Below are 22,259 nucleotides of genomic sequence, written 5' to 3' on the forward strand. Positions count from 1 at the left end.
CAGACAGGAAAGAGGAAAAACGAGGCGTTTCGTATAATGCACATACAAGGGGACGCGCATGAAATTGCTGATCGTTGAAGACGAGCATAAGGTGGTGGACTACCTGCGCTCCGGTTTGACAGAGCAGGGCTGGGTTGTCGACGTGGCGCTCGACGGCGAGGAAGGCATGCATCTCGCCACCGAATTCGATTACGACGTGATCGTCCTCGATGTCATGCTGCCCAAACGCGACGGCTTCAGCGTGCTGAAGGCGCTGCGCATGCGCAAGTCGACGCCGGTCATCATGCTCACTGCCCGCGATCACGTGAACGACCGTGTGCGTGGCCTGCGCGAAGGCGCCGACGACTACCTCACCAAACCCTTTTCCTTTCTCGAACTGGTCGAGCGGCTGCATGCGCTGGCGCGCCGCACGCGTTCGCAGGAATCTACGCTGATTTCCGTCGGCGATCTGTTCGTTGATCTGATCGGCCGGCGCGCCACCCGCGACGGCATACGCCTCGATCTGACCGCAAAGGAATTCCAGTTGCTGAGCGTACTGGCGCGCCGGCAAGGCGACATCCTCTCGAAGACCGCCATCACCGAACTCGTGTGGGACGTCAACTTCGATAGCCATACGAACGTGGTCGAGACCGCGATCAAACGATTGCGCGCCAAGCTCGACGGCCCGTTTTCCTCGAAGCTGCTGCACACCGTGCGCGGCATGGGCTACGTGCTCGAAGTGCGTGAAGAGGCAGAGCAATCATGAACCGTTCAATCGCGCGCCGCCTTGCGTTGATGTTTGCACTCGTGGCGCTACTGGTGTTCACGCTGATCGGCACCGGGCTGTTTCTGGTGCTGCGCACGCAACTCGAACACCATTTGCGCGAATCGCTCGACGATCGTACCGAGATCGCGCGCATCATCGTCTATCACGCGGTGACGCCGGAGAAGTGGCGCATGGCGCGCGAAAAACTCACGGACATGATGCCGCACGACGGCAGCACCGTGTACGCGGTGTCGAGTACCGATCCGTATTTTCACTATGGCAAGCCCATCGAGGGGCCCGTGGTGTCGAGCTGGCCGGGTGGCTATGCGAGGGTATCGCCCGTCGGCGGCGGCGCGGACATGCTGACCATCACGGTGACGATACCGGCTTACGGGGCCCGCCCACCTGTGCAATTGCAGGTCGCCGCCAGTTGTTCGCCGAATACCCGCACAATGCGCGTGTTCGGGGCGGCGCTCGCCGCGCTGTCCGCGTTGGGCAGTCTCGCCGTGCTGCTGCTGAGTTACTCGGTCGCGCGGCTCGGTCTTGCGCCGTTGACGCGCCTGACGAGAGAAGCGTCCGCGGTGAGTCCGAATAACCGCTCACAGCGTCTGAATACGGCCTCGCTGCCACTCGAATTGAGCGATCTGGCCAACTCGTTCAACGGCGCGCTCGAACGTCTGGACGGCGCATACGGCCGCCTCGAATCGTTCAACGCGGACGTCGCTCATGAATTGCGCACACCGGTGACGATTCTGATCGGCCAGACCGAAGTGGCGTTGACACGCAACCGCTCCGTCGACGATTTGCGCCATACGCTGCAATCGAACCTCGAAGAGTTCGAACGTATGCGCGCGATTATCAACGACATGCTGTTCCTCGCTCGCGCCGACCAGGGCGAACGCGCGACGGGCCTCGTCGAGGTGTCGCTGGCTGCGGAAGTTGCGCATACGCTGGAGTTTCTCGAGATTCCGCTGGAAGAAGCACGCGTGCATGCGCAGTTGCGCGGCGATGCGGTGGCGCGTGTGAACCGCTCGCTGTTCGGCCGCGCCTGCACGAATCTGCTGATGAACGCGATCCAGCACTGCGCGCCTGGCGCGGCGATTACGGTAACGATCCTGGAAGTAGCGGATCAGTTGCGCGTAGCGGTCGCCAACCCGGGCGAGCCGATCGAGCCGGCCGTGCTTGAACATCTGTTCGACCGGTTCTATCGCGCGGAAGTGTCCCGCACCAATAGCCGCGAAAACCACGGCCTGGGTCTTGCGATCGTGAAGGCGATTGCCGAGATGCATCGCGGCACGGTGTCGGTGGAAAGCGCGAACGGCGTTAACACGTTTGCGTTTTCGATTGCGGCGTCGAGTATGGAAGCCAGTTTGCCGGCGGCGCGTGTGAATGCCGGTGTCCCGGCGGAAGCAGCAGGTTAATCTTTGCTGGTAAAAGGCAAGTCGGCCTGAACCGGCACGCGCCGCTTTGCCGGTTGCGCGTTGGCCGGTGTCAATGCGCTCACACGCACGCCCAGCAGCCGCAGCTTGCGCTTTAATTCCACCCGTCTCAGACATTCCGTTGCGGCGCGCCGGATCTCGGTGGCGTCGGCGGTTGGTTCGTCGAGCGTCAGATCGCGCGTGACTGTGCGGAAGTCGTCGTAGCGCAGTTTGATGCCCACGGTGCGCCCCACATAGCCCTTCCTCACCAGGTCTTCCGCGACCCGCACACACAAGCTGGTAAACGAACTGGAAAGGGCCGGACGATCGTGACGTGGATGCAGATCGCGTTCGAAGGTCGTCTCGCGGCTCATCGACTTGGGTTCCGACTCGACCACGACCGGCCGCTCGTCGTAGCCTTGCGCGACCTGCATGAGCCAGGCCGAGTAGCTGCGTCCGAAGTTGTCCTGCAACAAACCCGCGTCCGCCGCCGCCAGATCGCCGACCGTGGCGAGGCCGAGCGAGGTGAGTTTTTCCGCGGCCTTCGGCCCGATTCCATTGACCTTGCGCACCGGTAACGGCCAGACGCGCAACGGCACATCCGCAGGCGTGAGGATCGTGAGGCCGTCGGGTTTGTCGAGTTCGGAGCCGATCTTCGCCAGTAGCTTGTTCGGCGCCACGCAAATGGAGCAGGTGAGACCGGTCGCCTGATTGACGGCCTGCTTGATGCGCGCGGCGATCTCGCGCGGCTCGCCCGGCAACTCGGTGAGGTCGATATAGATTTCGTCAATGCCGCGGTCTTCGATCCGATCGGTGAAGGTGGCGACCGCCTGTTTGAACAGGCGCGAGTAGTGACGATACGACTCGAAATCGGTGGGTAGCAGAATCGCCTCCGGCGCGAGCACGGCGGCTTTCATCATGCCCATCGCGGAGAACACGCCGAGCGCGCGGGCCTCGTAAGTGGAGGTGGTCACCACGCCGCGGCCCGCGTAATCGCGCAGCTTTGCAAAGCGAAGGCTGCCGTCTTCGAGCTTTTGCGGCACGGCATTGCGGCCGCCGCCGATCACCACCGCCTTGCCGCGCAGTTGCGGATAGCGCAGGAGTTCAACGGACGCGTAGAACGCGTCCATGTCCAGGTGCGCGATGTGGCGGCTTGCAGAACTCATGGCTGGCGGAAACGGGTGACGGTGCGGGCAGCGAGCATAACAGTCGATGCATGTGCCGTGCTGCCCGATCGTATGACTTGCTGCGTCGGGCGTCAGGACGTGCGAGCCATGATGCGCTGCACGCCGGACGCCAAACCGTAATAGTACCTTGCTCCGCCGGGGCAAGGTGCCGCGCTTGAAGCGTTAGCCGCAAGCCGGCTTGGCTTTCTTGCAGGCGTCCGCAAGCTGGGGCGGCGGGTCTTTCTTGAACACCGTCTTATACGACTCGAGCACGTTCGACTGAACCACCGGCAGAGACTGCACGCCAATCCATGCTGGCGGCGTCTGGCCGATCAGCGCCTTCATCATCGCCATGGCTTCGGCCACGCCTTGATCGTACGGGCGCTGCGAGCCGGTTGCCTTGAGCGGTCCGCCCTTGGCGATCTCGATCGCGGACTGAAGGCCCAGGTCGACCGTTGTGACGGGAATGTTCACGCCTTGCGCGCGCATCGACGTCAGTGTGTCGAGCGCTGGTTGATCCCAGACGGCGAACAGCCCCTTCACGTCCGGATTGCCGGTGAGGAAATCGCCCGCGATCTGGCCCACTTTCGACGGGTCCGTAAACGCGACCTGTTTAATCTTGATGTCCGGACGATTCTTCTTGATCCAGTCGTTGACGGCCTTGGTGCGTTCCGTCGTGCTGAAGTAATCCACGCCGAAATTCACCAGCCCGATCGTCGCGCCCTGCGGGACGCACGAAGCGAGTACTTTCGCGGCGATCTGACCGTTGCCTTCGCTGTCGGCGGAAATCATCGCTGCGTATTGTTCAGGATGCTTGAGGCCAGTTGGCACGTTGTCCATGAACACGAGTTTGATCCCGGCCTCGGACACTTTCTTGTAGGTGGCGGCCGTGGCCGTGCCGTCGACAGGAATGGAGATGATGCCGTCCGGGTGACGCTGAATGGTGTTCTCGATATCCGCGATCTGCTTGTCGACCTGGTATTCCGCCGAAGCCGTGCCGATCACTTCCACGCCGTATTTTTTGAGCGTGTCCGTGATGCCTTGCACCTGCAGTTGCGACCAGTCGAGATTCATGGTCTGCATCGAAATGCCGACCTTGAATTTGCCAGCCTTGATTTTGGCGATGTCGGCGTCGCTCAGCTTCACGGCATCCACTGAGGCCGCTTTTTCGCCGTTCGGCCCTTGCCCGACGATCGTTTTCGGTCCGATCGAACCGGCCGGCAAGCTGGTCACGCATTGCGCGTAGGCTCCCGATGAAGCCAGTGCCAGGACGGCCGCCGCCGCCATGAGAGTGGGTAGAACACTTCCTGAGCCACGACGATGTTTCATGATTCTTCTCCGTTGGTCTTCATGTTTGTGTTACGTCTCCTGCCATTCACGAACAACGCGGGCACGTGACATCTCGCGTGATCGACGTGCTTTCCTCATTTCCCTGGTTACTTCCTGAATCACTTCCTGGTAAACGCCACAGCCGCGACGATGATGGCGCCCTTGATCACCAGTTGCAGCGACGAACTGACGCCCAGCAGTACCAACCCGTTATTGAGCGTGCCGATGATGAGGCTGCCGAGCAGCGTGCCGAGCACGAAGCCGCGGCCGCCGAACAGACTGCAACCGCCGAGCGTCACAGAAGCGATCACATCGAGCTCGAGCCCTTGCACGACATCGGGCCGCGCCGCGTGCGAGCGCGCGGCGAGCACGAGCGCCGCAAGCCCGGCCAGCGCGCCGGTGAGAATGAAGGCGAGGGTGGTCACGCGCCGCGTGTTGATGCCGGAGTAGAGCGCCGCAGTCGGATTGCCGCCGGCCGCATAGATCTGCCGGCCGAACACGCTGTAATGCAGCAGCAGGATGCCGGCGATCACGGTCAGCACCGTCCAGATGATCGGCACCGGCACACCGGCAATATCGCCCTCGCCGAAGATCGAGATGAACGAGTCGTTGGTGATGATCTCGGGCCGGGTTGTCGTCACCATCAGCGCGAGTCCGCGTGCCGCGCTCAAGGTGCCGAGCGTCACGAGAAACGAGGGAATGTTCAGCCGCGTGGTGACGACGCCATTGATCGCGCCGACGATTGCGCCGGTGCCGATGCCGGCAATCGCGCCGATGATCCAGCTGTCGCCGACATGCGACATGGCGAGCGCCGCGGACATGCCCGAGAGCGCCAAGGTCGAGCCCACCGACAGATCGATCTGCCGCGCAATGATCACGAAGGTCATGCCGATCGCGACGATCGAGACCAGTGCGGTCTGCCGGCCGATATTCAGGAAGTTGTCGATGGAGAGAAACCACGGCGAGGCAAAGCTGAACACCACCAGCAGGATCGCGAACGCGCCGTAGAGTGCATAGGGCCGGTCGCCTTGCAGGAGGAGTTGCGCGAGGCGCCGCATACGGCTCTTCTGCGGTGGCGATGCCTGCCGTTTAGCCGTCAGCGGCGAGACAGAGTCGTTCATATTGCGCGCTCGAAAGAAGTCCCCTCGGGGGACTCGATGGAAGAACGGGACAGCTGGATCAAGTGATGAAGCGCTTCGGCGTTGGCGAGTTCGGCGCGCTCGACGGTCTTGACGATCGAGCCGTCCGCGACGATCGAAATCCGGCCGCACAGGCGCAACAGTTCATCGAGGTCCGAGGACACGACGAGCACGGCCGTGCCCGCTCGCGCGGCGTCATGCACTACGCCGTAGATCTCCTCGCGTGCGCCGACGTCGACGCCGACAGTCGGTTCGTCGAGCAACAGAAGCGTGGGGCGCGGATGGTTCCACTTTGCAAAGACCACTTTCTGCTGGTTGCCGCCGGATAAAAACTTGACCGCGGTCGAGGAGCCGGGCGCCTTGACGGCCAGCTCTTTCATCGAGCGCTTCGCCTGGTTGACGGCCGCCTGGCTGCGCAACCATCCCCAGCGAGAAAATTGCGGCAACCGCGGCAAGGTCAGGTTGCGTTCGATCGAATGATCGAGAACAAGCCCTTCAAGATGACGATCCTCAGGCACGAGCGCTATGCCGAGCTGGATGGCTTCGGCGGGCGTGATACGCGAGCGCGATTGGCCGCCGATCTCGATGGCGCCCGCGTCGATCCTGCGAATGCCAAAGATGGTTTGCAGAATTTCCGTGCGCCCGCTGCCGATCAATCCCGCGAGCCCGTGGATCTCGCGAGGACGAACCGTGAGGTCGACGTCGTGAAGCCTGTCATTGCTCACGTTCGACAATTTGAGAACGGTTACCGCGGCGGCATTGGCTGTGGCCGATGTTTGCGCTCCAACAGCGGATTCATCACCGGTAGCGCCGACAGCCGTCCTTTCCCGCGCCTGCAACGCGGCATGGCCGGGACCGACGATCGCGGCGACCAGCTGCTTCATATCGGTCTCCGCCGTCGAAAATGTGCCGGCGTTGGCGCCATCGCGGAACACGGTGACGCGCTGCGAAATACGAAACACCTCATTCAACCGATGCGTCACGTAGATCACGCCCACGCCACGGTTCGTGACCGCGCGAATCGCGTCGAACAGAATCTGCTCTTCGCCGCCCGTGAGCGCCGAGGTGGGTTCGTCGAGGATCAGGACCCGCACGTCGCCCATCAGCGCCTTGCAGATCTCAGTCATTTGCCGGTAGGCGAACGGCAATGCGCCAACGGCGGTGCGCGGGTCGAGCGGGATGCCGTGCGAGCGAAGAAACTCGCTAACCGTCGCCATGAGCTGGCGGTTTTTCACAAAGCCGAGGCGTGTGCGAGGCTCGCGCCCCAGCATCAGATTGGCGCCGACCGATAGCGATTCGACGAGGCTCAGATCCTGGTAGACCACGGCAACACCCGCCTCACGCGATCGCGCCGGCGACTCGAACGCCACTGTCTGGCCATCGATCTCGATGACGCCGTCGTCGTAGGTGTGAACGCCGCTGAGGATCTTGATCAGCGTGGATTTGCCCGCGCCGTTTTCGCCGAGCAAGGCATGCACTTCGCCGGGCAACACATCAAGGCTGACGCCGCGCAGCGCCTGCACGCCACCAAATCGCTTGGTGACGCCCGCAACACGGATCAATGGAACCTGAGGCGATGACGCGGCCGCGACCGCAACCGGCTCACTCATCTGGCATGTCTCCTTCGTCAAGACGACGACATTCTTTTCTTTGTATGTGGTGCTATCGGGCAAAGCCGTGTTGTGATCTTCGCATCATGAATATGGTGCGTCAATAACATTGGCGGCGCTCGCAGGGCTTGGGTGCCTGCTTATGTGATGATTGAAGCGTAATACTTGTTATGATTCTATCAATCGTTGTAGCATAAGTGGGAACAAATTGTCGGCGGGTGTTGTGCGCCGCATCAAATTTTCGGATGTCTTATGCCTGAAGCCCCTGTGCTTTCTTCTTCGGTCGTCGCGCTGCGCGGTGGCCCGCTCATTCACCCGGTGCGCAACCCGGGCATGCCGTTCGACGCATCCTGGCTGGACGGCTTGCGCGTCAACCAGTCGGCGGTCGAACGGCGCACGGCGACCCTTGCCACGCGTCGTACCGTCAAGAAAGATGCGCAGGCAGCGTGGCTGCTGAAGGCCGTCACCTGCATCGACCTCACCACGCTCAATGGCGACGACACCGAAGGCCGCGTGCGCCGCCTGTGTGCGAAGGCGCGCCAACCGGTGCGGGCCGATCTGCTCGAAGCGCTCGGTATCGCGCCGCAAGGCATCACGACGGGCGCGGTCTGCGTCTATCACCGTTTCGTCGCGGCGGCGGTGGATGCGCTGCAGGGCAGCGGCATTCCGGTCGCGGCGGTGTCGACAGGATTTCCCGCCGGGCTGATTCCGCATCCGTTGAAGCTGAAAGAGATCGAGGCTTCGGTTGCGGACGGGGCGCAGGAAATCGACATTGTCGTCACGCGTGAATATGTGCTGACCGGCAACTGGCAGGCGCTCTACGACGAAGTGCGCGACTTCCGTGCAGCCTGCGGCCCCGCGCACCTGAAGACGATTCTGGCGACCGGCGACATTCGCACGCTCTCCAACGTGGCGCGCGCCTCGATGGTTTGCATGATGGCCGGCGCGGACTTCATCAAGACGTCGACCGGCAAGGAAGGCGTCAACGCCACGCTGGATGTTTCGCTGGTGATGGTGCGCATGATTCGTGAGTACCAGGAGCGCACCGGCGTGCCGATTGGCTTCAAACCGGCCGGCGGCGTGTCGAGCGCGAAGTCGGTGCTGTCCTATCAGATCCTCATGAAGGAAGAGCTCGGCCGCCCGTGGCTTGAACCTGAGCTGTTCCGTATCGGCGCCTCGAGCCTGCTGGCCGATATCGAACGCCAGCTCGAACATCACGTCAGCGGTCGTTACTCCGCTTTCAACCGTCACCCCGTAGCCTGAACAGAAGACCGATCCCATGAGCGTAGCCGAGTATTTTTCATCGATGGAGTACGGTCCCGCACCCGAGGACGATCAACCCGCGCGCGCCTGGCTCGCGCAGCATGAGGCGAGCTTCGGGCATTTCATCGGCGGGGCGTGGCATGCGCCGGCCGCCGGTGAGCACTTTGTTTCGCACGCACCTGCAACAGGCGGGCGGCTTGCCGAGATCGCGCAGGGCGATGCGGCCGACGTCGACGCTGCGGTAGCGGCCGCGCGTGCCGCGCAGCCGGGCTGGCTCGCGCTTGGCGGCGCCGGACGGGCGCGGCATCTGTATGCGCTTGCGCGCATGGTCCAGCGCCATAGCCGCCTCTTTGCCGTGCTCGAAGCGCTCGACAACGGCAAGCCGATTCGTGAGACGCGCGATATCGACGTGCCGCTCGTTGCGCGGCACTTCCTGCATCACGCGGGTTGGGCGCAGTTGCAGGAGAGCGAATTCGCCGATTACGCGCCGCTCGGGGTCGTCGGGCAGATCGTGCCGTGGAATTTTCCGCTGCTGATGCTCGCGTGGAAGATCGCACCGGCGATCGCAACGGGCAACTGCGTCGTGTTGAAGCCGGCTGAATACACGCCGCTCACCGCGTTGCTGTTCGCCGAACTCGCTCATCGAACGGGGTTGCCGGCGGGCGTGCTGAACGTTGTCACGGGTGATGGCCGCACGGGCGCCGCGCTCGTCGAACATCCGCGGGTGGACAAGATCGCTTTCACGGGTTCGACGGAAGTCGGGCGCCTGATTCGCGCGGCTACGGCCGGCACGGGCAAATCGCTGACGCTCGAACTCGGCGGCAAGTCGCCGTTCATCGTGTTCGACGATGCGGATCTCGATGGCGCCGTCGAAGGTGTGGTTGACGCGATCTGGTTTAACCAGGGGCAGGTCTGCTGCGCCGGCTCGCGACTGCTCGTGCAGGAGGGGATCGAAGCGCGCTTCATCGCAAAGCTGAAGCGCCGCATGGAAACGCTGCGCGTCGGCACGTCGCTCGATAAAAGTATCGATATCGGTGCGATCGTCGATCCGGTGCAGCTCGAACGCATCGAGTCGCTGGTGGAAACCGGCCGGCGCGAAGGCTGTGCGGTGTGGCAGTCGCCCGATACGACGATGCCCGCCGGCGGTTGCTTCTATCCGCCCACGCTCGTCACCGGCGTGGCGCCGGCATCTACTCTCGCGCAGGAAGAAATCTTCGGACCGGTGCTGGTCACGATGAGCTTTCGCACGCCGGATGAGGCGATTGCGCTCGCCAACAATTCGCGCTACGGACTCGCCGCGAGCGTGTGGAGCGAGACCATCGGCCGCGCGCTCGATATCGCGCCGCGTCTCGCGTGCGGTGTCGTATGGATCAACGCGACCAATCTGTTCGATGCGGCGGTCGGCTTTGGCGGTTATCGCGAGTCCGGCTATGGTCGCGAAGGCGGCCGTGAGGGCATCTACGAATATCTGAAACCGCGGGCGTGGTTCGATCTTGCTGTCCGTCAGCCTGTGCGCGCTGAACAGACGGCAGGCGCAGGCGAGCGCGATCCGTTGTCGAACGTCACGCTGATCGATCGCACCGCGAAACTCTTTATCGGCGGCAAGCAGGTGCGTCCGGATAGCGGCTTTTCGCTGCCGGTACACGCGCCGGATGGGACGCTGGTCGGTGAAGTGGGCGAGGGCAACCGCAAGGACATTCGCAACGCGGTCGAAGCGGCGCGCGCGGCGCAGAAGTGGTCGCAGGCAAGTACGCATAACCGTGCTCAGGTGCTGTTCTATCTCGCGGAGAACCTGGCCATTCGTGCGGACGAGTTCGCGCGGCAACTCGTAACGAGAAACGGCGCGACGGAAGCGGCAGCGCATGCGGAAGTCGAGGCGGCGGTGGCGCGTCTCTTCACGTACGCGGCGTGGGCCGACAAGTTCGACGGCGCCGTGCATACGCCGCCGCTGCGCGGCGTCGCGCTGGCGATGCATGAGCCGCTCGGTGTGATCGGCATTGCCTGTCCGGACGAAGCGCCGTTGCTCGGCTTCGTCTCGCTGGCGGCGCCCGCATTGGCCATGGGTAATCGCGTGGTGGTGTTGCCGAGCGTCTCATGTCCGCTTACGGTGACCGACTTTTATCAGGTAGCCGAAACGTCGGATGTGCCGGCCGGTGTGTTGAACATCGTCACCGGTGAACGTGGCGCGCTGTTGCCGGCGCTCGCCAAACACGACGACGTCGATGCCGTCTGGTGTTTCGGCAACGCGGCGGATTCGACACTGGTCGAGCGCGAGTCGATCGGTAATCTGAAGCGTACGTTCGTCGATCACGGCCGCCAGTTCGACTGGTTCGACCGTTCGAGCGAAGGCCGGCCGTTCCTGCGCCAGGCCGTCCAGGTGAAGAACATCTGGATACCGTATGGAGACTGATTGAACGTCGGCCCTTACGCCTGAACACCCTGCACGCCAACCAGAAAATGGAGGAGACAACGTGCTGAAGCATCTGGATCTGCAATGGAACACCGCGGTGCTGCGCGCAATACATGCCCCGCGCGCATGCCTCACGATCAACGCGCCTCAAGGGGAACGCGAATGAACACGTCTTTGCAAGGAAATGGGCGTGTCGTCATTCTCGGCATCTACGTCACCGACCTGACGTTTCGCGCCGGACGTATGCCGCTGATCGGCGAGACGATTGCCGGCACGGCCTTCGCGATGGGGCCGGGCGGCAAGGGCTCAAATCAGGCGGTGGCGGCGGCGCGCGCCGGTGCCCAGGTGGTGTTCTGCACGCGCATCGGCAACGACGCGTTCGGTGAGATTGCGCGCGCCACATGGGCCGCTGAAGGCATCACGGCACGCGCCTCGGTAGTGGAGGGCGTGTCCACGGGCGCCGCGCATATCTTTGTCGACGACAACACCGGCATGAACGCGATCATCGTCGCCTCCGGCGCGGCCGGCACGATGGAGGCAGCCGACGTCGACGCGATCGAAGCCGATATCGCCGCCGCGCGCGTATTCGTCACGCAACTCGAACAGCCGCTGGCTGCCGCGCGCCGCGGGCTCGAAGTGGCGCGCCGGCACGGCGTCATCACCGTGTTCAATCCGGCGCCCGCCTTTCCGCTCGACGACGACATCTTTCCGTTGTGCGACTACATCACCCCGAATGAAACCGAGGCCACCGCGCTCACCGGCGTGCCGATCGCGAATGCCGACGACGCGCGCCGTGCCGCCGACGTGCTGCTCGCCAAAGGTGTCGGCGCGGTGATCGTCACGCTGGGGGAAGGCGGCGCGCTGCTGCACTCGGCAAGCCAATCGATACTCGTGCCGGCCTATCACTGCGGCCGCGTGGTGGAGACCGCCGGCGCCGGCGACGGCTTCACGGGCGGTTTCGCGGCGGCGCTTGCACGCGGCGACGACGCCGTCTCGGCGCTGCGTTTCGGCTGCGCGCTCGCCGGCATTTCCGTCACGCGCCCGGGCACGGCGCCTTCCATGCCGACGCTTGACGAAGTGAACCGCGTGTTGAGCCAGCCGGCCGAGGCCGCCTCGCCGCTGTCCTGACCGTTCGCGAAGACTGAAGGAGATCGCGCTCATCATGAAGTCCTCGTTCACCGCTGGAAAAATGTTCGGCGACCGGCAACTGAATTTTCTGCTGATCGTCAATGTACTCGTCGTGCTGGTCGCGACGTGGCTTTCGCATGGGCAATTCGTCGACATAGACAACCTGCAGTCGATGGGCGGGCAGTTGCCCGAACTCGGCTTGTTGGCGCTCGGCATCATGTTGTCGATGGTCTCGGGCAACGGCGGGATCGATCTGTCAGGTGTCGGGCTCGCGAACCTGTCCGGGATGGTTGCAGCGCTCGTCGTGCCGCACTTTGTCAACGGCGACGATTCGCCCGCGCTCTACACGTCGCTCTTCTGCGCGATCGTGGTGGCGATGGGGCTGCTGGGCGGCCTCCTGAACGGCGTGGTGATCGCGCGCCTCAGGCTCACACCGATTCTCTGCACGCTCGGCACGCAGTTGCTGTTCACGGGCTTTGCGGTGGTGCTCAGCAACGGCGCCTCGGTGCATGTCGACTATGTCGACCCCTTGTCGAATATCGGCAACGGTACCGTGTTTCAGGTGCCGATCGCGTTCTGCATCTTTATCGCGGCGGTGATCGTGCTCGGCTGGTTGCTCAGACGCAGCCCGTTCGGCCTGCGTCTCTATCTGATGGGCACCAACCCCAAAGCGGCGTTCTATGCGGGCATTCCGCGCGCGCGGATGTTGATTACGACGTATGCGATGTGCGGCGTGCTGGCGTCGCTCGCTGGTCTGATCAGCGCGACCCATACGTCCAGTGCGAAATGGGACTATGGCAATTCCTATCTGCTGATCGCCATCCTGATCGCGGTGATGGGCGGCGTGAATCCCGCCGGCGGTCACGGCCGCATCATCTGCGTGTTCTTTGCCGCAACCGTGCTGCAGTTCCTCTCGAGTCTGTTCAATCTGCTCGGCGTATCGCAGTTTTTCGGCGATTGCGCGTGGGGATTTTTGTTGTTGCTGTCACTCGCGTTTGCAGGCGGCGAGCGGGTGCGGGCGATCTTCGGTTTTGGCGGCGGCGGCGGCGGTGGCGGTGGCGTGAGTGCTAGTGCCGCAAGTTCCGGCACAGTCCCGAAACGTTAGCGCGACGCTCAGACTTAAAAGGCATAACCCAGGTTTCAAATCCAGGTTTCAGTACGCGGCGGACAACGAGCCCTGACTGTCCGTGATGGTGAAGTAGGGCGACATCGAACTACATCGAAGGATAAAGGAGACATCGCATGAAATTGACTCGACTGGGTGCCGCGCTCGCGGCAGGCGCTCTTACCGTAGGCGTGATCGCCGCTGCGCAGGCTGCAACCAACGAGACGATCGTCACGGTCGTCAAGGTGACCGGTATCAACTGGTTCAACCGGATGGACGACGGCGTCAAGCAATTCGCGAAGGACAACCCCGGCGTGAACGCGTATCAGACCGGCCCGGGCCGCGCGGATGCGGCACAGCAGTTGAAGATCATCGAAGATCTGATCGCGAAGAAGGTCACGGCGATTGCCGTGGTGCCCTACGATCCGCCGACGCTGGAACCGGCACTGAAGAAGGCGATGGATCGCGGCATCAAGGTGGTGACCCATGAGGCCGACAACGCGAAGAACACGATGGTCGACATCGAAGCATTCGACAACACGGCCTACGGCGCCGGCCTGAACGAGCGTCTCGCCTCGTGCATGCACGACGACGGCAAGTGGGTTGCGCTGGTCGGTTCGCTCGGCAGCCGCTCGCAGGTGCAATGGGCCGACGGCGGCATCGGCAACGCCAAAGCCAAGTATCCGAAGATGGATCTGGTCGAACCGAAACTCGAAACCAATAACGACGGCGAGCGCGCCTATGAAGTCGCGAAGGAAGTGCTGCGCAAGCATCCGGACCTGAAGGGCTTCCAGGGCTCGTCCTCGCTCGACGTGATCGGCATCGGCCGCGCGGTGGAAGAAGCCGGCATGCAGGGCAAGATCTGCGTCTACGGTACGGGCCTGCCGACGGAAGCCGGCAAGTTCCTCGAGAGCGGCGCGATCAACGGCATTGCGTTCTGGGATCCGAAGCTCGCAGGCATTGCGATGAACAAGGTCGCGCAGATGCTGATCGACGGCAAGACAGTTGAGAACGGCGCCGATCTCGGCATTCCGGGCTACACGAAGGTCACCGTTGCTAAGGGTCCGGGCAAAGGGATTATCGTGCGCGGCCAGGGCTGGGTGAATGTCGACAAGTCGAACTACAAGCAGTATCCGTTCTGATTGGTTTTTTGCTTCATGTGTCACGGCGTCCCCCTCGGGGGACTTCCTTCAAGGCGTGCCCGTGTGGACACGCCTTAACTTGCGACTCACCATCATGAATCAGGACGTATCGTCTTCGCAGCCGCAGTCCGATACCTCGCAGCCGTTTCTGCAGGTGGTCGGCGTGCACAAGCGTTTCACCGGCGTACATGCATTGCGCGGGGTGAGCCTGTCGTTCGAGCGTGGTCAGATCTATCACCTGCTCGGCGAGAACGGCTGCGGCAAGAGCACGCTAATCAAGATCATCTCCGGCGCGCAGCCGCCCGACGAAGGCGAACTCGTGATCGAAGGCGTTCGGCATGCACGGCTGTCCGCACTGGAATCGCTGGCGGCAGGAATCGAAACCGTCTATCAGGATCTCTCGCTGCTGCCCAACATGAACGTGGCGGAAAATGTCGCGCTTACCGCCGAGCTGGCCACGCACGAAGGCCGGCTTGCGCGGACGTTCGACCGGCGCGCGCTCGCGCGCACGGCGGCGCGCGCGCTGGAATCGGTCGGCTTGCCCGGCGACGCCGAGTTTCAGGCGACCCTCATCGAGCAATTGCCGCTCGCCACGCGTCAACTTGTCGCGATTGCTCGCGCAATTGCCAGCGAGGCCAAGTTCGTCATCATGGACGAGCCCACCACGTCGCTCACGCAGAAGGAAGTCGACAATCTGATCGCCGTGCTCGCGAACCTGCGCGCGCAGGGCGTGACGGTGCTGTTCGTGAGCCACAAGCTCGACGAGTGTTATGCGATCGGCGGTGAAGTTATCGTGTTGCGCGATGGCCAGAAGATGGCGCAAGGACCGATCGCGCAATTCACCAAAGCGCAGATTAGCGAACTGATGACAGGACGCCATCTGACGAATGAGCGCTATCGTGAAGGCACGTTAGGGCAAGATGTCGTACTCGACGTGCGCGGCTTCACGCGTACGGGGCAGTTCAACGACGTGTCGTTCCAGCTGCATCGAGGCGAGATTCTCGGTGTCACCGGTTTGCTCGATTCGGGGCGCAACGAACTCGCGCGCGCACTCGCGGGCGTTGCGGCGGCGCAATCGGGGCAGGTGCTGCTCGACGGCAAGGCGATTGCATTGCGCACGCCTTCGGACGCGAAACATCATCGTATTGGCTATGTGCCCGAAGACCGCCTGAACGAAGGGCTGTTTCTCGACAAGTCGATTCGCGACAACGTGATTACCGCGATGATCTCCAGCCTGCGGGACCGCTTCGGCCAGATCGATCGCACACGCGCGCAGGCGCTCGCGGAACAGACGGTGAACGATTTGCAGATCGCGACGCCCGGCGTCGACAAACCCGTGCAGTCGCTCTCGGGCGGCAACCAGCAGCGCGTGCTCATCGGCCGCTGGCTCGCCATCGATCCGCGCGTGCTGATTCTGCATGGACCGACGGTCGGCGTCGACGTCGGCTCGAAAGACATCATTTATCGCATCATGCAGCGCCTGTCGAAACGCGGCATCGGCATCATTCTGATCAGCGACGATCTGCCCGAGCTGCTGCAGAACTGCGATCGCATCCTGATGATGAAGAAGGGGCGTGTGGCCAGCGAATATCAGGCCGATACGCTGAGCGAAGCTGACCTGTATCACGCGCTGCTTTCGGAAGCCGCATAAAGGACGCCGATACCCATGAACTCGCGGATCCCTTCGCGCATGAACGAAACCATGACCACCCCGACCGTTGTCGAAGTCGCACCCGAGGTCAAGCCGCCCACTTTGCGGGCCAGGCTTTCGCGCAACCCCGAATGGTTCACGGTCGCGTTGATCGCGGCGACGTGCCTGATTGTCGGCGCGATCAATCCGCGCTTCTTTCAACTGGCGACGCTGTTCGATCTGCTGCATTCGGCCACCACGATGTCCCTTTTCGCGCTGGGCACGCTTGTAGTGCTGGCGTCCGGCGGCATCGACGTCTCGTTCACGGCGATCGCCGCGCTGACGATGTACGGCATCACGAAGGCGGTGTTTGCCTGGTGGCCGGACGCGCCGTTCGCGCTGATTCTGATCACCGGCGCGCTGGGCGGCGTGCTGCTCGGTCTGATCAACGGTCTGCTGGTGCATCGTTTGAAGGCGCCTTCGCTGATCGTCACGATCGGCACGCAGTACCTGTATCGCGGCCTGCTGCTGACGTTTATCGGCACGACGTTCTTCATGAACATTCCGCACAGCATGGATCACTTCGGCCGGATTCCGCTGTTTTTCTATCACACCAACGAAGGCCTGCGCGCAGTACTGCCTGTTTCGGTGCTGGCGCTGGTGGCGGCCGCCGGTGTCACGTGGTGGCTGTTGAACCGGACCATGATGGGACGCGGCGTCTATGCAATGGGCGGCAGCCTCGCGATTGCTGAGCGGCTCGGCTACAACCTGCGCGCGATCCATCTGTTCGTGTTCGGCTATACCGGCATGCTCGCCGGCATAGCGGGCATTCTGCATGTATCGAACAACCGGCTCGCGAATCCGTTCGATCTGGTGGGCTCGGAACTCGATGTGATCGCCGCGGTGATTCTGGGCGGCGCGCGCATTACAGGGGGGACGGGTACGGTGGCCGGCACGTTGCTCGGTGTGGTGCTGGTCACGTTGATCAACAGCGTGCTGATTCTGGTGGGCGTGCCGAGCACCTGGCAGAAGGTGATCATCGGCGCGTTCATTCTGATTGCCGGGACGCTGTTCGCATTGCAGCGTAAAAACGGATAACTGAAGGCCGGTCACGCCGGTTGCCCGACAGCGCAACCGCGCGCCTCTAGCGCATTCATTTGCGCTTGCGGTGCTCCTGGCCTTTCTCAGTGATGATGGAATCGAAGTCGTCGATTTGCGAGAAGCGCACCGCCTTGACGACGCCGAACTTGCTCTGATCCACGACCAGATGCCGTTCGACGGCGCTTGCCATGGCCGCCTGCTTGAGCGCGACTTCGTGAAAGTTCCAGCACGTCACGCCGCGCGCGTTGTCCACACCGCCCGCGGAAATGAACGCCTTGTTGATGCCCATGCGCCGCAGCATCTCCAGACTCTCTTCGCCCGCAAACGAATCTGACGAGGGCACGTAGACGCCGCCCAGCAGAATCATCCGCACATCCGGCTTGCGCCGCAAAATCTCCGCCACATTCAGCGAATAACAGACCACGGTGACGTGACGTTCGAGCGGAATCAGGCGCGCAAGCGTGGTGAGCGTCGTACCGCAATCGATGAAAATGGTTTCGTGGTCGACGACAAGTTTCGCCGCATGCGCGGAGGCCTCCGCCTTGGCTTGCGCGAAATGATCCTTCTCTTCTTCGAGTGAATAGCCTGCGTTATTGGGTACGTCGGTCGCGCTGACGATGTAGCCGCCGAGATACGTAAATCGTTCCGGACTGCCTGCGATATCGCGCCGGACAGTCATCTCCGATACGTCCAGCAGGCTGGCGGCGTCGCGCAGGCGCATCACGTTCTGCTTGGCCAGCGCATCGGCGAGGGCGCGGAGGCGGTCGGGTTTCAGCATGGAGGTCCTGTCGCGCAGTGTGGGGCGCAGTGTAGAGGCGCGTTATGTTTTGTTCGCGTTGATGAGAGGATTATAACAAGAGCTTGTCTGCGCGGCGAGCCTGTTTAAGCGTCGAATGCGAGGATCGTCTCGCACCGGCAATGAGAAAAAGCCTTTAACCCAAAGGGCTAAAGGCTCCTCGAAGATGAATCAGAAAAGGTGTTTGCTCAGAACCGGTAGCTCACACCGATCTGTACCACCGGATACACCTTGTAGCGCTCGACCTTGTTGCTGATGTTCTGTTCTTCCTGGTCGATGTTCGCCTGGCTTGTGAGTTGCGAGTAGATCGCCGGCACGTTGTACGTCGTGCGCGGGCGGCCGTAGGCCACGCCGAGATCGAACGTCAGGCCGAAACCCTTCGAAACCGGCTTGTGGCCGTACCCGATGCCGAGATAGGGCATCACGCGCGGCAGTGTGATGGTGGTCGATGGCGCGGGGCCCACGGCCGGCACGAATTCATCGCCGATCTTGTAGTTGCCTTGCGCGTTCGGCACCGCCTGACCCGTCAGTTCGTCGTCGTTGATCAGGGCGCCGGCCGTCAGGCGAAAACCGCTGGACGAAAACGGAAACAGATCGAGATACAAGCCGCCTTGCAGCAGTTTGAGATGGCCGTCGTAATCGTTACCGCTGACGTTGAACGAATGCGAGAAGCCGAGTCCTTCGAATTCCGCATGCACGCCGGCCCACGAGGTCAACGGCAGTGCCGCGCCGACACCTGCGCCGAGTGTGCCGCCGTGCACATAAACTTCCTGTGCTTGTACCGATCCTGCGACCGCCATCGCCACTGCCGCGACCAGAGCCGCATTTTTCACCTGATTCACCGCGCCGTCTCCAGTAAGAAGTCATTCCCGTGCTGGCGACTTTACGGTTTAACCTTGCGGTTCAAATCGAAGAAAAGCGGGCAGTTATGGCGACTCTTCGCGCTCAAGTTTTTGCGCGCGGAGAAACCGGAAGATATGACGTGTAACGCTTGCCAAACAGGTGATTAAACTCGGCCTATTGATCAGACGAGTCCTGTTTTTAAGGGCTTTTTGGTGGGGTGAGGGAATTGTTCAGATGAATCGACAGTCAGCATGATGGTGACGTCGTGATGTCGTGATTTTCGAATCGGCAGGCGGGGAGTTGCTCCACCGCCTGCCGCAAGCTACAGGGGAGTAGCGACTACTGCTTGATGCCTTCAGCTTGAATATGCAGTGTGGTCTGCATCTTGAAGCCATAGGTCTTGCCGAAGTCGACGCCGAAGTCGTCGCGGTTGAACGTCGCGGTCGATTCGGTGCCGCACACTTCGCGCTTGAGCATCGGGTTGATGAAGCACTTGAACGATTCGATCTTCAGGTTGACCGGCTTGGTGATGCCGTGCATGGTCAGCGTGCCGATCACTTCCACGGGCTTGTCGCCGTCGAAGCGGATCTGCGTGCCCTTGTACGTCGCCGTCGGGTACTTGGCTGCGTCGAAGAACTTGTCCGTGACCAGTTCAGCGTCGAGCTTGTCGTTACCGATATCTACCGAGCTCATGTCGATCGTCACGTCGACCGTGCCGGTTTTCGCCGCGCGATCCAGCACCACGGTGCCGCTGCTCTTCTTGAACTTGCCGCGCCAGATCGACAGGCCGCCGAAGTGGTCGGTCTCGAAGCTCGGGTAGGTGTGCGTCGGGTCAAGTTGATACGTGTCGGCGGCCATGACATTGAACGACATGGCTGCGGCCAGCGCGCCTGCGGCGAGCAAAAGTTGTTTCTTCAAGTGATTCTCCAGGTTTCAGAAAGTGCTGTGACGCTTAGGTGTGTTCCGTTACTTCTTCGAAGCAACGATGTGAAATTTGATGACGACTTCGTCGGCGACCACCGACGTGTCTTTCCATTCGCCCGTCCCGACATCGAACTGCGAACGCTTGATCGGCAGTGAGCCGTCGAAGGTTTGCGTGTTGCCCTGGCTCGCGATGGTGACCGGCACCACGACAGTCTGCGATTTGCCCTTGATGGTCAGCTTGCCGGTGATCTTGTACTGATTGCCGCCGGCCGGCGCGATTGCGCTCGAGACGAACGTCGCGGCCGGATAGGTCGCGCTATCGAACCATTCCTTGCCCTGGGCCTGCTTGTTGTAGTCGTCCGCGCCGAGGTCGTAGCTGCCGGTGTCGATCGACACGTTGGCGTTGCCGGCGGTCGGCTTGCCCGGATCGAAATTCAGCTGCGCCGAGAATTTCTTGAATTTGCCGTCCACCGGCACGTTCATCTGCTTCGTCGTGGCGACGACCGTGCTTTTGCTGACGTCGACATCGGCGTGCGCGAGGCTTGCGCCGAAGAGTGAGAGGGCGGCAACGCCGGCCAGAATGGAGTGATAAAAGTTTGATTTCATAGTGGTACGCATCCTATCGAACCCACGCGCGCTGATTGCGCACCGTTGGGAATTAGATTGCCAACTGGCTGTAGCCAATCGTCTGTTACGCGTGAGTCGCGTGAGTCATCTGAGGAACGGAATCATCCGCGCGAGTAATCCGTCGCGGTCGACAAATTGATGCTTGAGCGCCGCGAGTACGTGCATCGCAACGAGCGCCAGCAACGTGTAATTGAGCAGCACATGAACTGTGCGCAGGATTGCCTTGAGCGCCTGGTCCGGACCGATGAGGGTGGGCAGCGGAACGATGCCGAGGTACACCACCTGAATGCCCGCCGCCGAGCTATAGAAGTAGCCGGACACCGGAATGGCCAGCATCAGCACGTAGAGCAGGCCGTGCACGAGATGGGCCGCAGCCTTCTGCCATACGGGCGTAGCGCTATCCAGCGCCGGCGCGCGGTGAGTGGCGCGCCACAGCACACGCGCCACGGCCAGCACGAAGACCGTTACGCCAATCCACTTGTGCCATGAGAAATACTTCAGCTTGGTGGGCGTAAAGCCGGGGATATCGGTCATGACCCAGCCGATGCAGAACCCGCAGACAATCAGCAATGCGATTAGCCAGTGCAGGGCGACGGCGGTGCCGCTGTAATGCTTGACGTCTGAAGGACGGGGATTCATGGGTTCATGCTCACAATTCGTGGTGCGTATCGCGTGCGGTATGCCGCGTGTGAATGCGGATAGTAGGGATGCCAATGAAAGTTGAATAGACCAGGAGAAGAGAACAGATTGTTCTAGCCGTGACGCTAATGGGGGTGGAATAAAGCCGGGCGGCGGCCTGATTTGGCGGAATGGAAGCGGCATTGTGTTAATTTGCCGGCTCAACCGCTATAAAAGGTTCGACCCATGAAGAGCACTGAAAAGAACAGCGCCGCACTTGGCGCGGATTTCCTGCGGCACGACACGGCGGTGGCCGAAGGCGGTGTCGAAGGTTACCTGGAGCATGACGCAGCGGTCTACCGGACCTTGCTTGAATCGACGAGAGCGATTCCCTGGAAGATCGACTGGGCGACCATGGAGTTCGCGTATATCGGCCCGCAGATCGAAACCTTGCTGGGCTGGGCGCCGTCGAGCTGGAAGACCGTGCAGGACTGGGCTGCCCGCATGCATCCGGACGACCGCGACAAGGTGGTGGAGTTCTGCGTCGCGCAGTCGAAGGCGGGCACCGATCACGAAGCGGACTATCGGGCGTTGACGAGCGGTGGCGAATACGTGTGGCTGCGCGACGTCGTGCATGTGGTGCGCGATGGCCGCGGCGAGGTGGAGTCGCTGGTCGGTTTCATGTTCGACATCAGCGAGCGCAAAAAGACCGAGGAGAAAGTGGCGGCGTTGCAGCGGGAACTCGAAGCGCTGTCGTTCAAGGACGGTTTGACGGGCGTGGGCAATCGCCGCGAGTTCGACGCTGTCCTGCAGCGCGAATGGAGCGCGGCACAGCGGCATGGCGCGCCGCTGTCGCTGATCATGGCCGATATCGATTTCTTCAAGTCGTACAACGATTACTACGGACACGTGCAAGGGGATGCGTGCCTGAAGCAGATCGCCACGGTGTTGAGCGAGGCGGTGCGGCCGGGGGACTTCGTCGGCCGGTTCGGCGGGGAAGAGTTCGTGCTGATCTTGCCGAATACCGGGGCCGAGGCCGCACGGCAGGTGGTCGAACGTTGCCGTGACCGCATCTCCGCCGCGGAGATCGCGCATGAGAGGTCGCCATTCCGGCAGACCGTCACCGCCAGTTTCGGTGCGGGAACGGTGATTCCTTCAGCGTCGGATGATCCCGTCGCCTTTGTGAACCTGGTGGATACGCAGTTGTACCTCGCCAAGGATAACGGGCGGGATTGCATTGCCGCGGTGAACCGGGTGGGGTAGCG

Annotated in this window: 19 protein-coding genes; 10 read left to right on the plus strand and 9 right to left on the minus strand. The window is 62.2% G+C overall.

Annotation, left to right across the window (positions count from 1 at the left end; genetic code table 11):
* The first annotated feature begins 58 nt into the window (after nt 1-58).
* On the plus strand, nt 59-745 hold the full coding sequence (locus M0D68_RS31910) for a heavy metal response regulator transcription factor (protein WP_093632931.1): 687 nt from the start codon (nt 59-61) through the stop codon (nt 743-745).
* Nucleotides 742-2,166 (plus strand): heavy metal sensor histidine kinase, encoded by a 1,425-nt coding sequence (locus tag M0D68_RS31915; RefSeq protein WP_093632930.1) that lies wholly within the window; start codon nt 742-744, stop codon nt 2,164-2,166. The genes M0D68_RS31910 and M0D68_RS31915 overlap by 4 nt, the downstream gene beginning before the upstream one ends.
* Here M0D68_RS31915 and dinB read toward each other — a convergent pair.
* The 4 genes from dinB to M0D68_RS31935 form a co-directional block, all read right to left on the minus strand.
* Nucleotides 2,163-3,329 carry a DNA polymerase IV gene (gene dinB, locus M0D68_RS31920; RefSeq protein ID WP_266226374.1) on the minus strand — a complete coding sequence of 389 codons (1,167 nt, stop codon included), beginning with the start codon at nt 3,327-3,329 and terminating at the stop codon, nt 2,163-2,165. The genes M0D68_RS31915 and dinB overlap by 4 nt on opposite strands.
* Before the next feature lie 183 nt (nt 3,330-3,512).
* Nucleotides 3,513-4,658 (minus strand): substrate-binding domain-containing protein, encoded by a 1,146-nt coding sequence (locus tag M0D68_RS31925; RefSeq protein WP_200621349.1) that lies wholly within the window; start codon nt 4,656-4,658, stop codon nt 3,513-3,515.
* 119 nt (nt 4,659-4,777) lie between these two features.
* Complete coding sequence (locus M0D68_RS31930; RefSeq protein ID WP_054038800.1) at nt 4,778-5,779, minus strand: ABC transporter permease; 1,002 nt, start codon at nt 5,777-5,779, stop codon at nt 4,778-4,780.
* The gene (locus tag M0D68_RS31935; RefSeq protein ID WP_266226376.1) at nt 5,776-7,407 is read right to left on the minus strand and encodes a sugar ABC transporter ATP-binding protein; all 1,632 of its coding nucleotides are present in this window, start codon (nt 7,405-7,407) and stop codon (nt 5,776-5,778) included. The genes M0D68_RS31930 and M0D68_RS31935 overlap by 4 nt, the downstream gene beginning before the upstream one ends.
* A gap of 252 nt (nt 7,408-7,659) precedes the next feature.
* Here M0D68_RS31935 and deoC point away from each other — a divergent pair, with 252 nt between their 5' ends.
* The 7 genes from deoC (at nt 7,660) to M0D68_RS31970 (ending at nt 17,183) form a co-directional block, all read left to right on the plus strand.
* Nucleotides 7,660-8,670 (plus strand): deoxyribose-phosphate aldolase, encoded by a 1,011-nt coding sequence (gene deoC / locus M0D68_RS31940; protein WP_200572176.1) that lies wholly within the window; start codon nt 7,660-7,662, stop codon nt 8,668-8,670.
* A gap of 16 nt (nt 8,671-8,686) precedes the next feature.
* Nucleotides 8,687-11,080 (plus strand): aldehyde dehydrogenase family protein, encoded by a 2,394-nt coding sequence (locus M0D68_RS31945; protein ID WP_266226378.1) that lies wholly within the window; start codon nt 8,687-8,689, stop codon nt 11,078-11,080.
* A 162-nt stretch (nt 11,081-11,242) separates the two neighbouring features.
* Nucleotides 11,243-12,208 (plus strand): ribokinase, encoded by a 966-nt coding sequence (gene rbsK / locus M0D68_RS31950; RefSeq protein WP_266226381.1) that lies wholly within the window; start codon nt 11,243-11,245, stop codon nt 12,206-12,208.
* A gap of 34 nt (nt 12,209-12,242) precedes the next feature.
* Nucleotides 12,243-13,313 (plus strand): ABC transporter permease, encoded by a 1,071-nt coding sequence (locus M0D68_RS31955; RefSeq protein WP_266226382.1) that lies wholly within the window; start codon nt 12,243-12,245, stop codon nt 13,311-13,313.
* A gap of 137 nt (nt 13,314-13,450) precedes the next feature.
* Nucleotides 13,451-14,455 carry an autoinducer 2 ABC transporter substrate-binding protein gene (locus M0D68_RS31960; protein WP_093632922.1) on the plus strand — a complete coding sequence of 335 codons (1,005 nt, stop codon included), beginning with the start codon at nt 13,451-13,453 and terminating at the stop codon, nt 14,453-14,455.
* 94 nt (nt 14,456-14,549) lie between these two features.
* The gene (locus M0D68_RS31965; protein ID WP_266226384.1) at nt 14,550-16,106 is read left to right on the plus strand and encodes a sugar ABC transporter ATP-binding protein; all 1,557 of its coding nucleotides are present in this window, start codon (nt 14,550-14,552) and stop codon (nt 16,104-16,106) included.
* Nucleotides 16,107-16,121: 15 nt separating this feature from the next.
* Complete coding sequence (locus tag M0D68_RS31970; protein WP_093632920.1) at nt 16,122-17,183, plus strand: ABC transporter permease; 1,062 nt, start codon at nt 16,122-16,124, stop codon at nt 17,181-17,183.
* A gap of 55 nt (nt 17,184-17,238) precedes the next feature.
* Here M0D68_RS31970 and M0D68_RS31975 read toward each other — a convergent pair whose 3' ends face one another.
* The 5 genes from M0D68_RS31975 to M0D68_RS31995 all read right to left on the minus strand — a co-directional run bounded on the left by M0D68_RS31975 (nt 17,239) and on the right by M0D68_RS31995 (nt 21,015).
* A complete protein-coding gene (locus M0D68_RS31975; protein ID WP_266226386.1) occupies nt 17,239-17,964 on the minus strand; it encodes a DeoR/GlpR family DNA-binding transcription regulator in 726 nt (241 codons plus the stop codon).
* Nucleotides 17,965-18,170: 206 nt separating this feature from the next.
* Complete coding sequence (locus M0D68_RS31980) at nt 18,171-18,782, minus strand: hypothetical protein (protein ID WP_167378300.1); 612 nt, start codon at nt 18,780-18,782, stop codon at nt 18,171-18,173.
* 382 nt (nt 18,783-19,164) lie between these two features.
* On the minus strand, nt 19,165-19,743 hold the full coding sequence (locus M0D68_RS31985) for a YceI family protein (RefSeq protein WP_093632917.1): 579 nt from the start codon (nt 19,741-19,743) through the stop codon (nt 19,165-19,167).
* Nucleotides 19,744-19,791: 48 nt separating this feature from the next.
* A complete protein-coding gene (locus tag M0D68_RS31990) occupies nt 19,792-20,355 on the minus strand; it encodes a YceI family protein (protein WP_200621357.1) in 564 nt (187 codons plus the stop codon).
* 105 nt (nt 20,356-20,460) lie between these two features.
* Nucleotides 20,461-21,015 (minus strand): cytochrome b, encoded by a 555-nt coding sequence (locus M0D68_RS31995; RefSeq protein WP_200621358.1) that lies wholly within the window; start codon nt 21,013-21,015, stop codon nt 20,461-20,463.
* A gap of 225 nt (nt 21,016-21,240) precedes the next feature.
* On the opposite strand from M0D68_RS31995, the gene M0D68_RS32000 reads away from it, so the two are divergent.
* Nucleotides 21,241-22,257: a sensor domain-containing diguanylate cyclase gene (locus tag M0D68_RS32000; protein WP_200621359.1), complete on the plus strand. Its 1,017-nt coding sequence runs from the start codon at nt 21,241-21,243 to the stop codon at nt 22,255-22,257.
* Nucleotides 22,258-22,259: the final 2 nt, after the last annotated feature.

Source organism: Paraburkholderia sp. SEWSISQ10-3 4, assembly GCF_030464785.1.
In the GTDB taxonomy this organism is placed as follows: domain Bacteria; phylum Pseudomonadota; class Gammaproteobacteria; order Burkholderiales; family Burkholderiaceae; genus Paraburkholderia; species Paraburkholderia aspalathi.

Coding starts and splice junctions, on each gene's coding strand:
- M0D68_RS31910 (WP_093632931.1), top strand. CDS start 59: ATGAAATTGCTGATCGTTGAAGACGAGCATAAGGTGGTGGACTACCTG.
- M0D68_RS31915 (WP_093632930.1), top strand. CDS start 742: ATGAACCGTTCAATCGCGCGCCGCCTTGCGTTGATGTTTGCACTCGTG.
- dinB (WP_266226374.1), bottom strand. CDS start 3,329: ATGAGTTCTGCAAGCCGCCACATCGCGCACCTGGACATGGACGCGTTC.
- M0D68_RS31925 (WP_200621349.1), bottom strand. CDS start 4,658: ATGAAACATCGTCGTGGCTCAGGAAGTGTTCTACCCACTCTCATGGCG.
- M0D68_RS31930 (WP_054038800.1), bottom strand. CDS start 5,779: ATGAACGACTCTGTCTCGCCGCTGACGGCTAAACGGCAGGCATCGCCA.
- M0D68_RS31935 (WP_266226376.1), bottom strand. CDS start 7,407: ATGAGTGAGCCGGTTGCGGTCGCGGCCGCGTCATCGCCTCAGGTTCCA.
- deoC (WP_200572176.1), top strand. CDS start 7,660: ATGCCTGAAGCCCCTGTGCTTTCTTCTTCGGTCGTCGCGCTGCGCGGT.
- M0D68_RS31945 (WP_266226378.1), top strand. CDS start 8,687: ATGAGCGTAGCCGAGTATTTTTCATCGATGGAGTACGGTCCCGCACCC.
- rbsK (WP_266226381.1), top strand. CDS start 11,243: ATGAACACGTCTTTGCAAGGAAATGGGCGTGTCGTCATTCTCGGCATC.
- M0D68_RS31955 (WP_266226382.1), top strand. CDS start 12,243: ATGAAGTCCTCGTTCACCGCTGGAAAAATGTTCGGCGACCGGCAACTG.
- M0D68_RS31960 (WP_093632922.1), top strand. CDS start 13,451: ATGAAATTGACTCGACTGGGTGCCGCGCTCGCGGCAGGCGCTCTTACC.
- M0D68_RS31965 (WP_266226384.1), top strand. CDS start 14,550: ATGAATCAGGACGTATCGTCTTCGCAGCCGCAGTCCGATACCTCGCAG.
- M0D68_RS31970 (WP_093632920.1), top strand. CDS start 16,122: ATGAACTCGCGGATCCCTTCGCGCATGAACGAAACCATGACCACCCCG.
- M0D68_RS31975 (WP_266226386.1), bottom strand. CDS start 17,964: ATGCTGAAACCCGACCGCCTCCGCGCCCTCGCCGATGCGCTGGCCAAG.
- M0D68_RS31980 (WP_167378300.1), bottom strand. CDS start 18,782: ATGGCGGTCGCAGGATCGGTACAAGCACAGGAAGTTTATGTGCACGGC.
- M0D68_RS31990 (WP_200621357.1), bottom strand. CDS start 20,355: ATGAAATCAAACTTTTATCACTCCATTCTGGCCGGCGTTGCCGCCCTC.
- M0D68_RS31995 (WP_200621358.1), bottom strand. CDS start 21,015: ATGAATCCCCGTCCTTCAGACGTCAAGCATTACAGCGGCACCGCCGTC.
- M0D68_RS32000 (WP_200621359.1), top strand. CDS start 21,241: ATGAAGAGCACTGAAAAGAACAGCGCCGCACTTGGCGCGGATTTCCTG.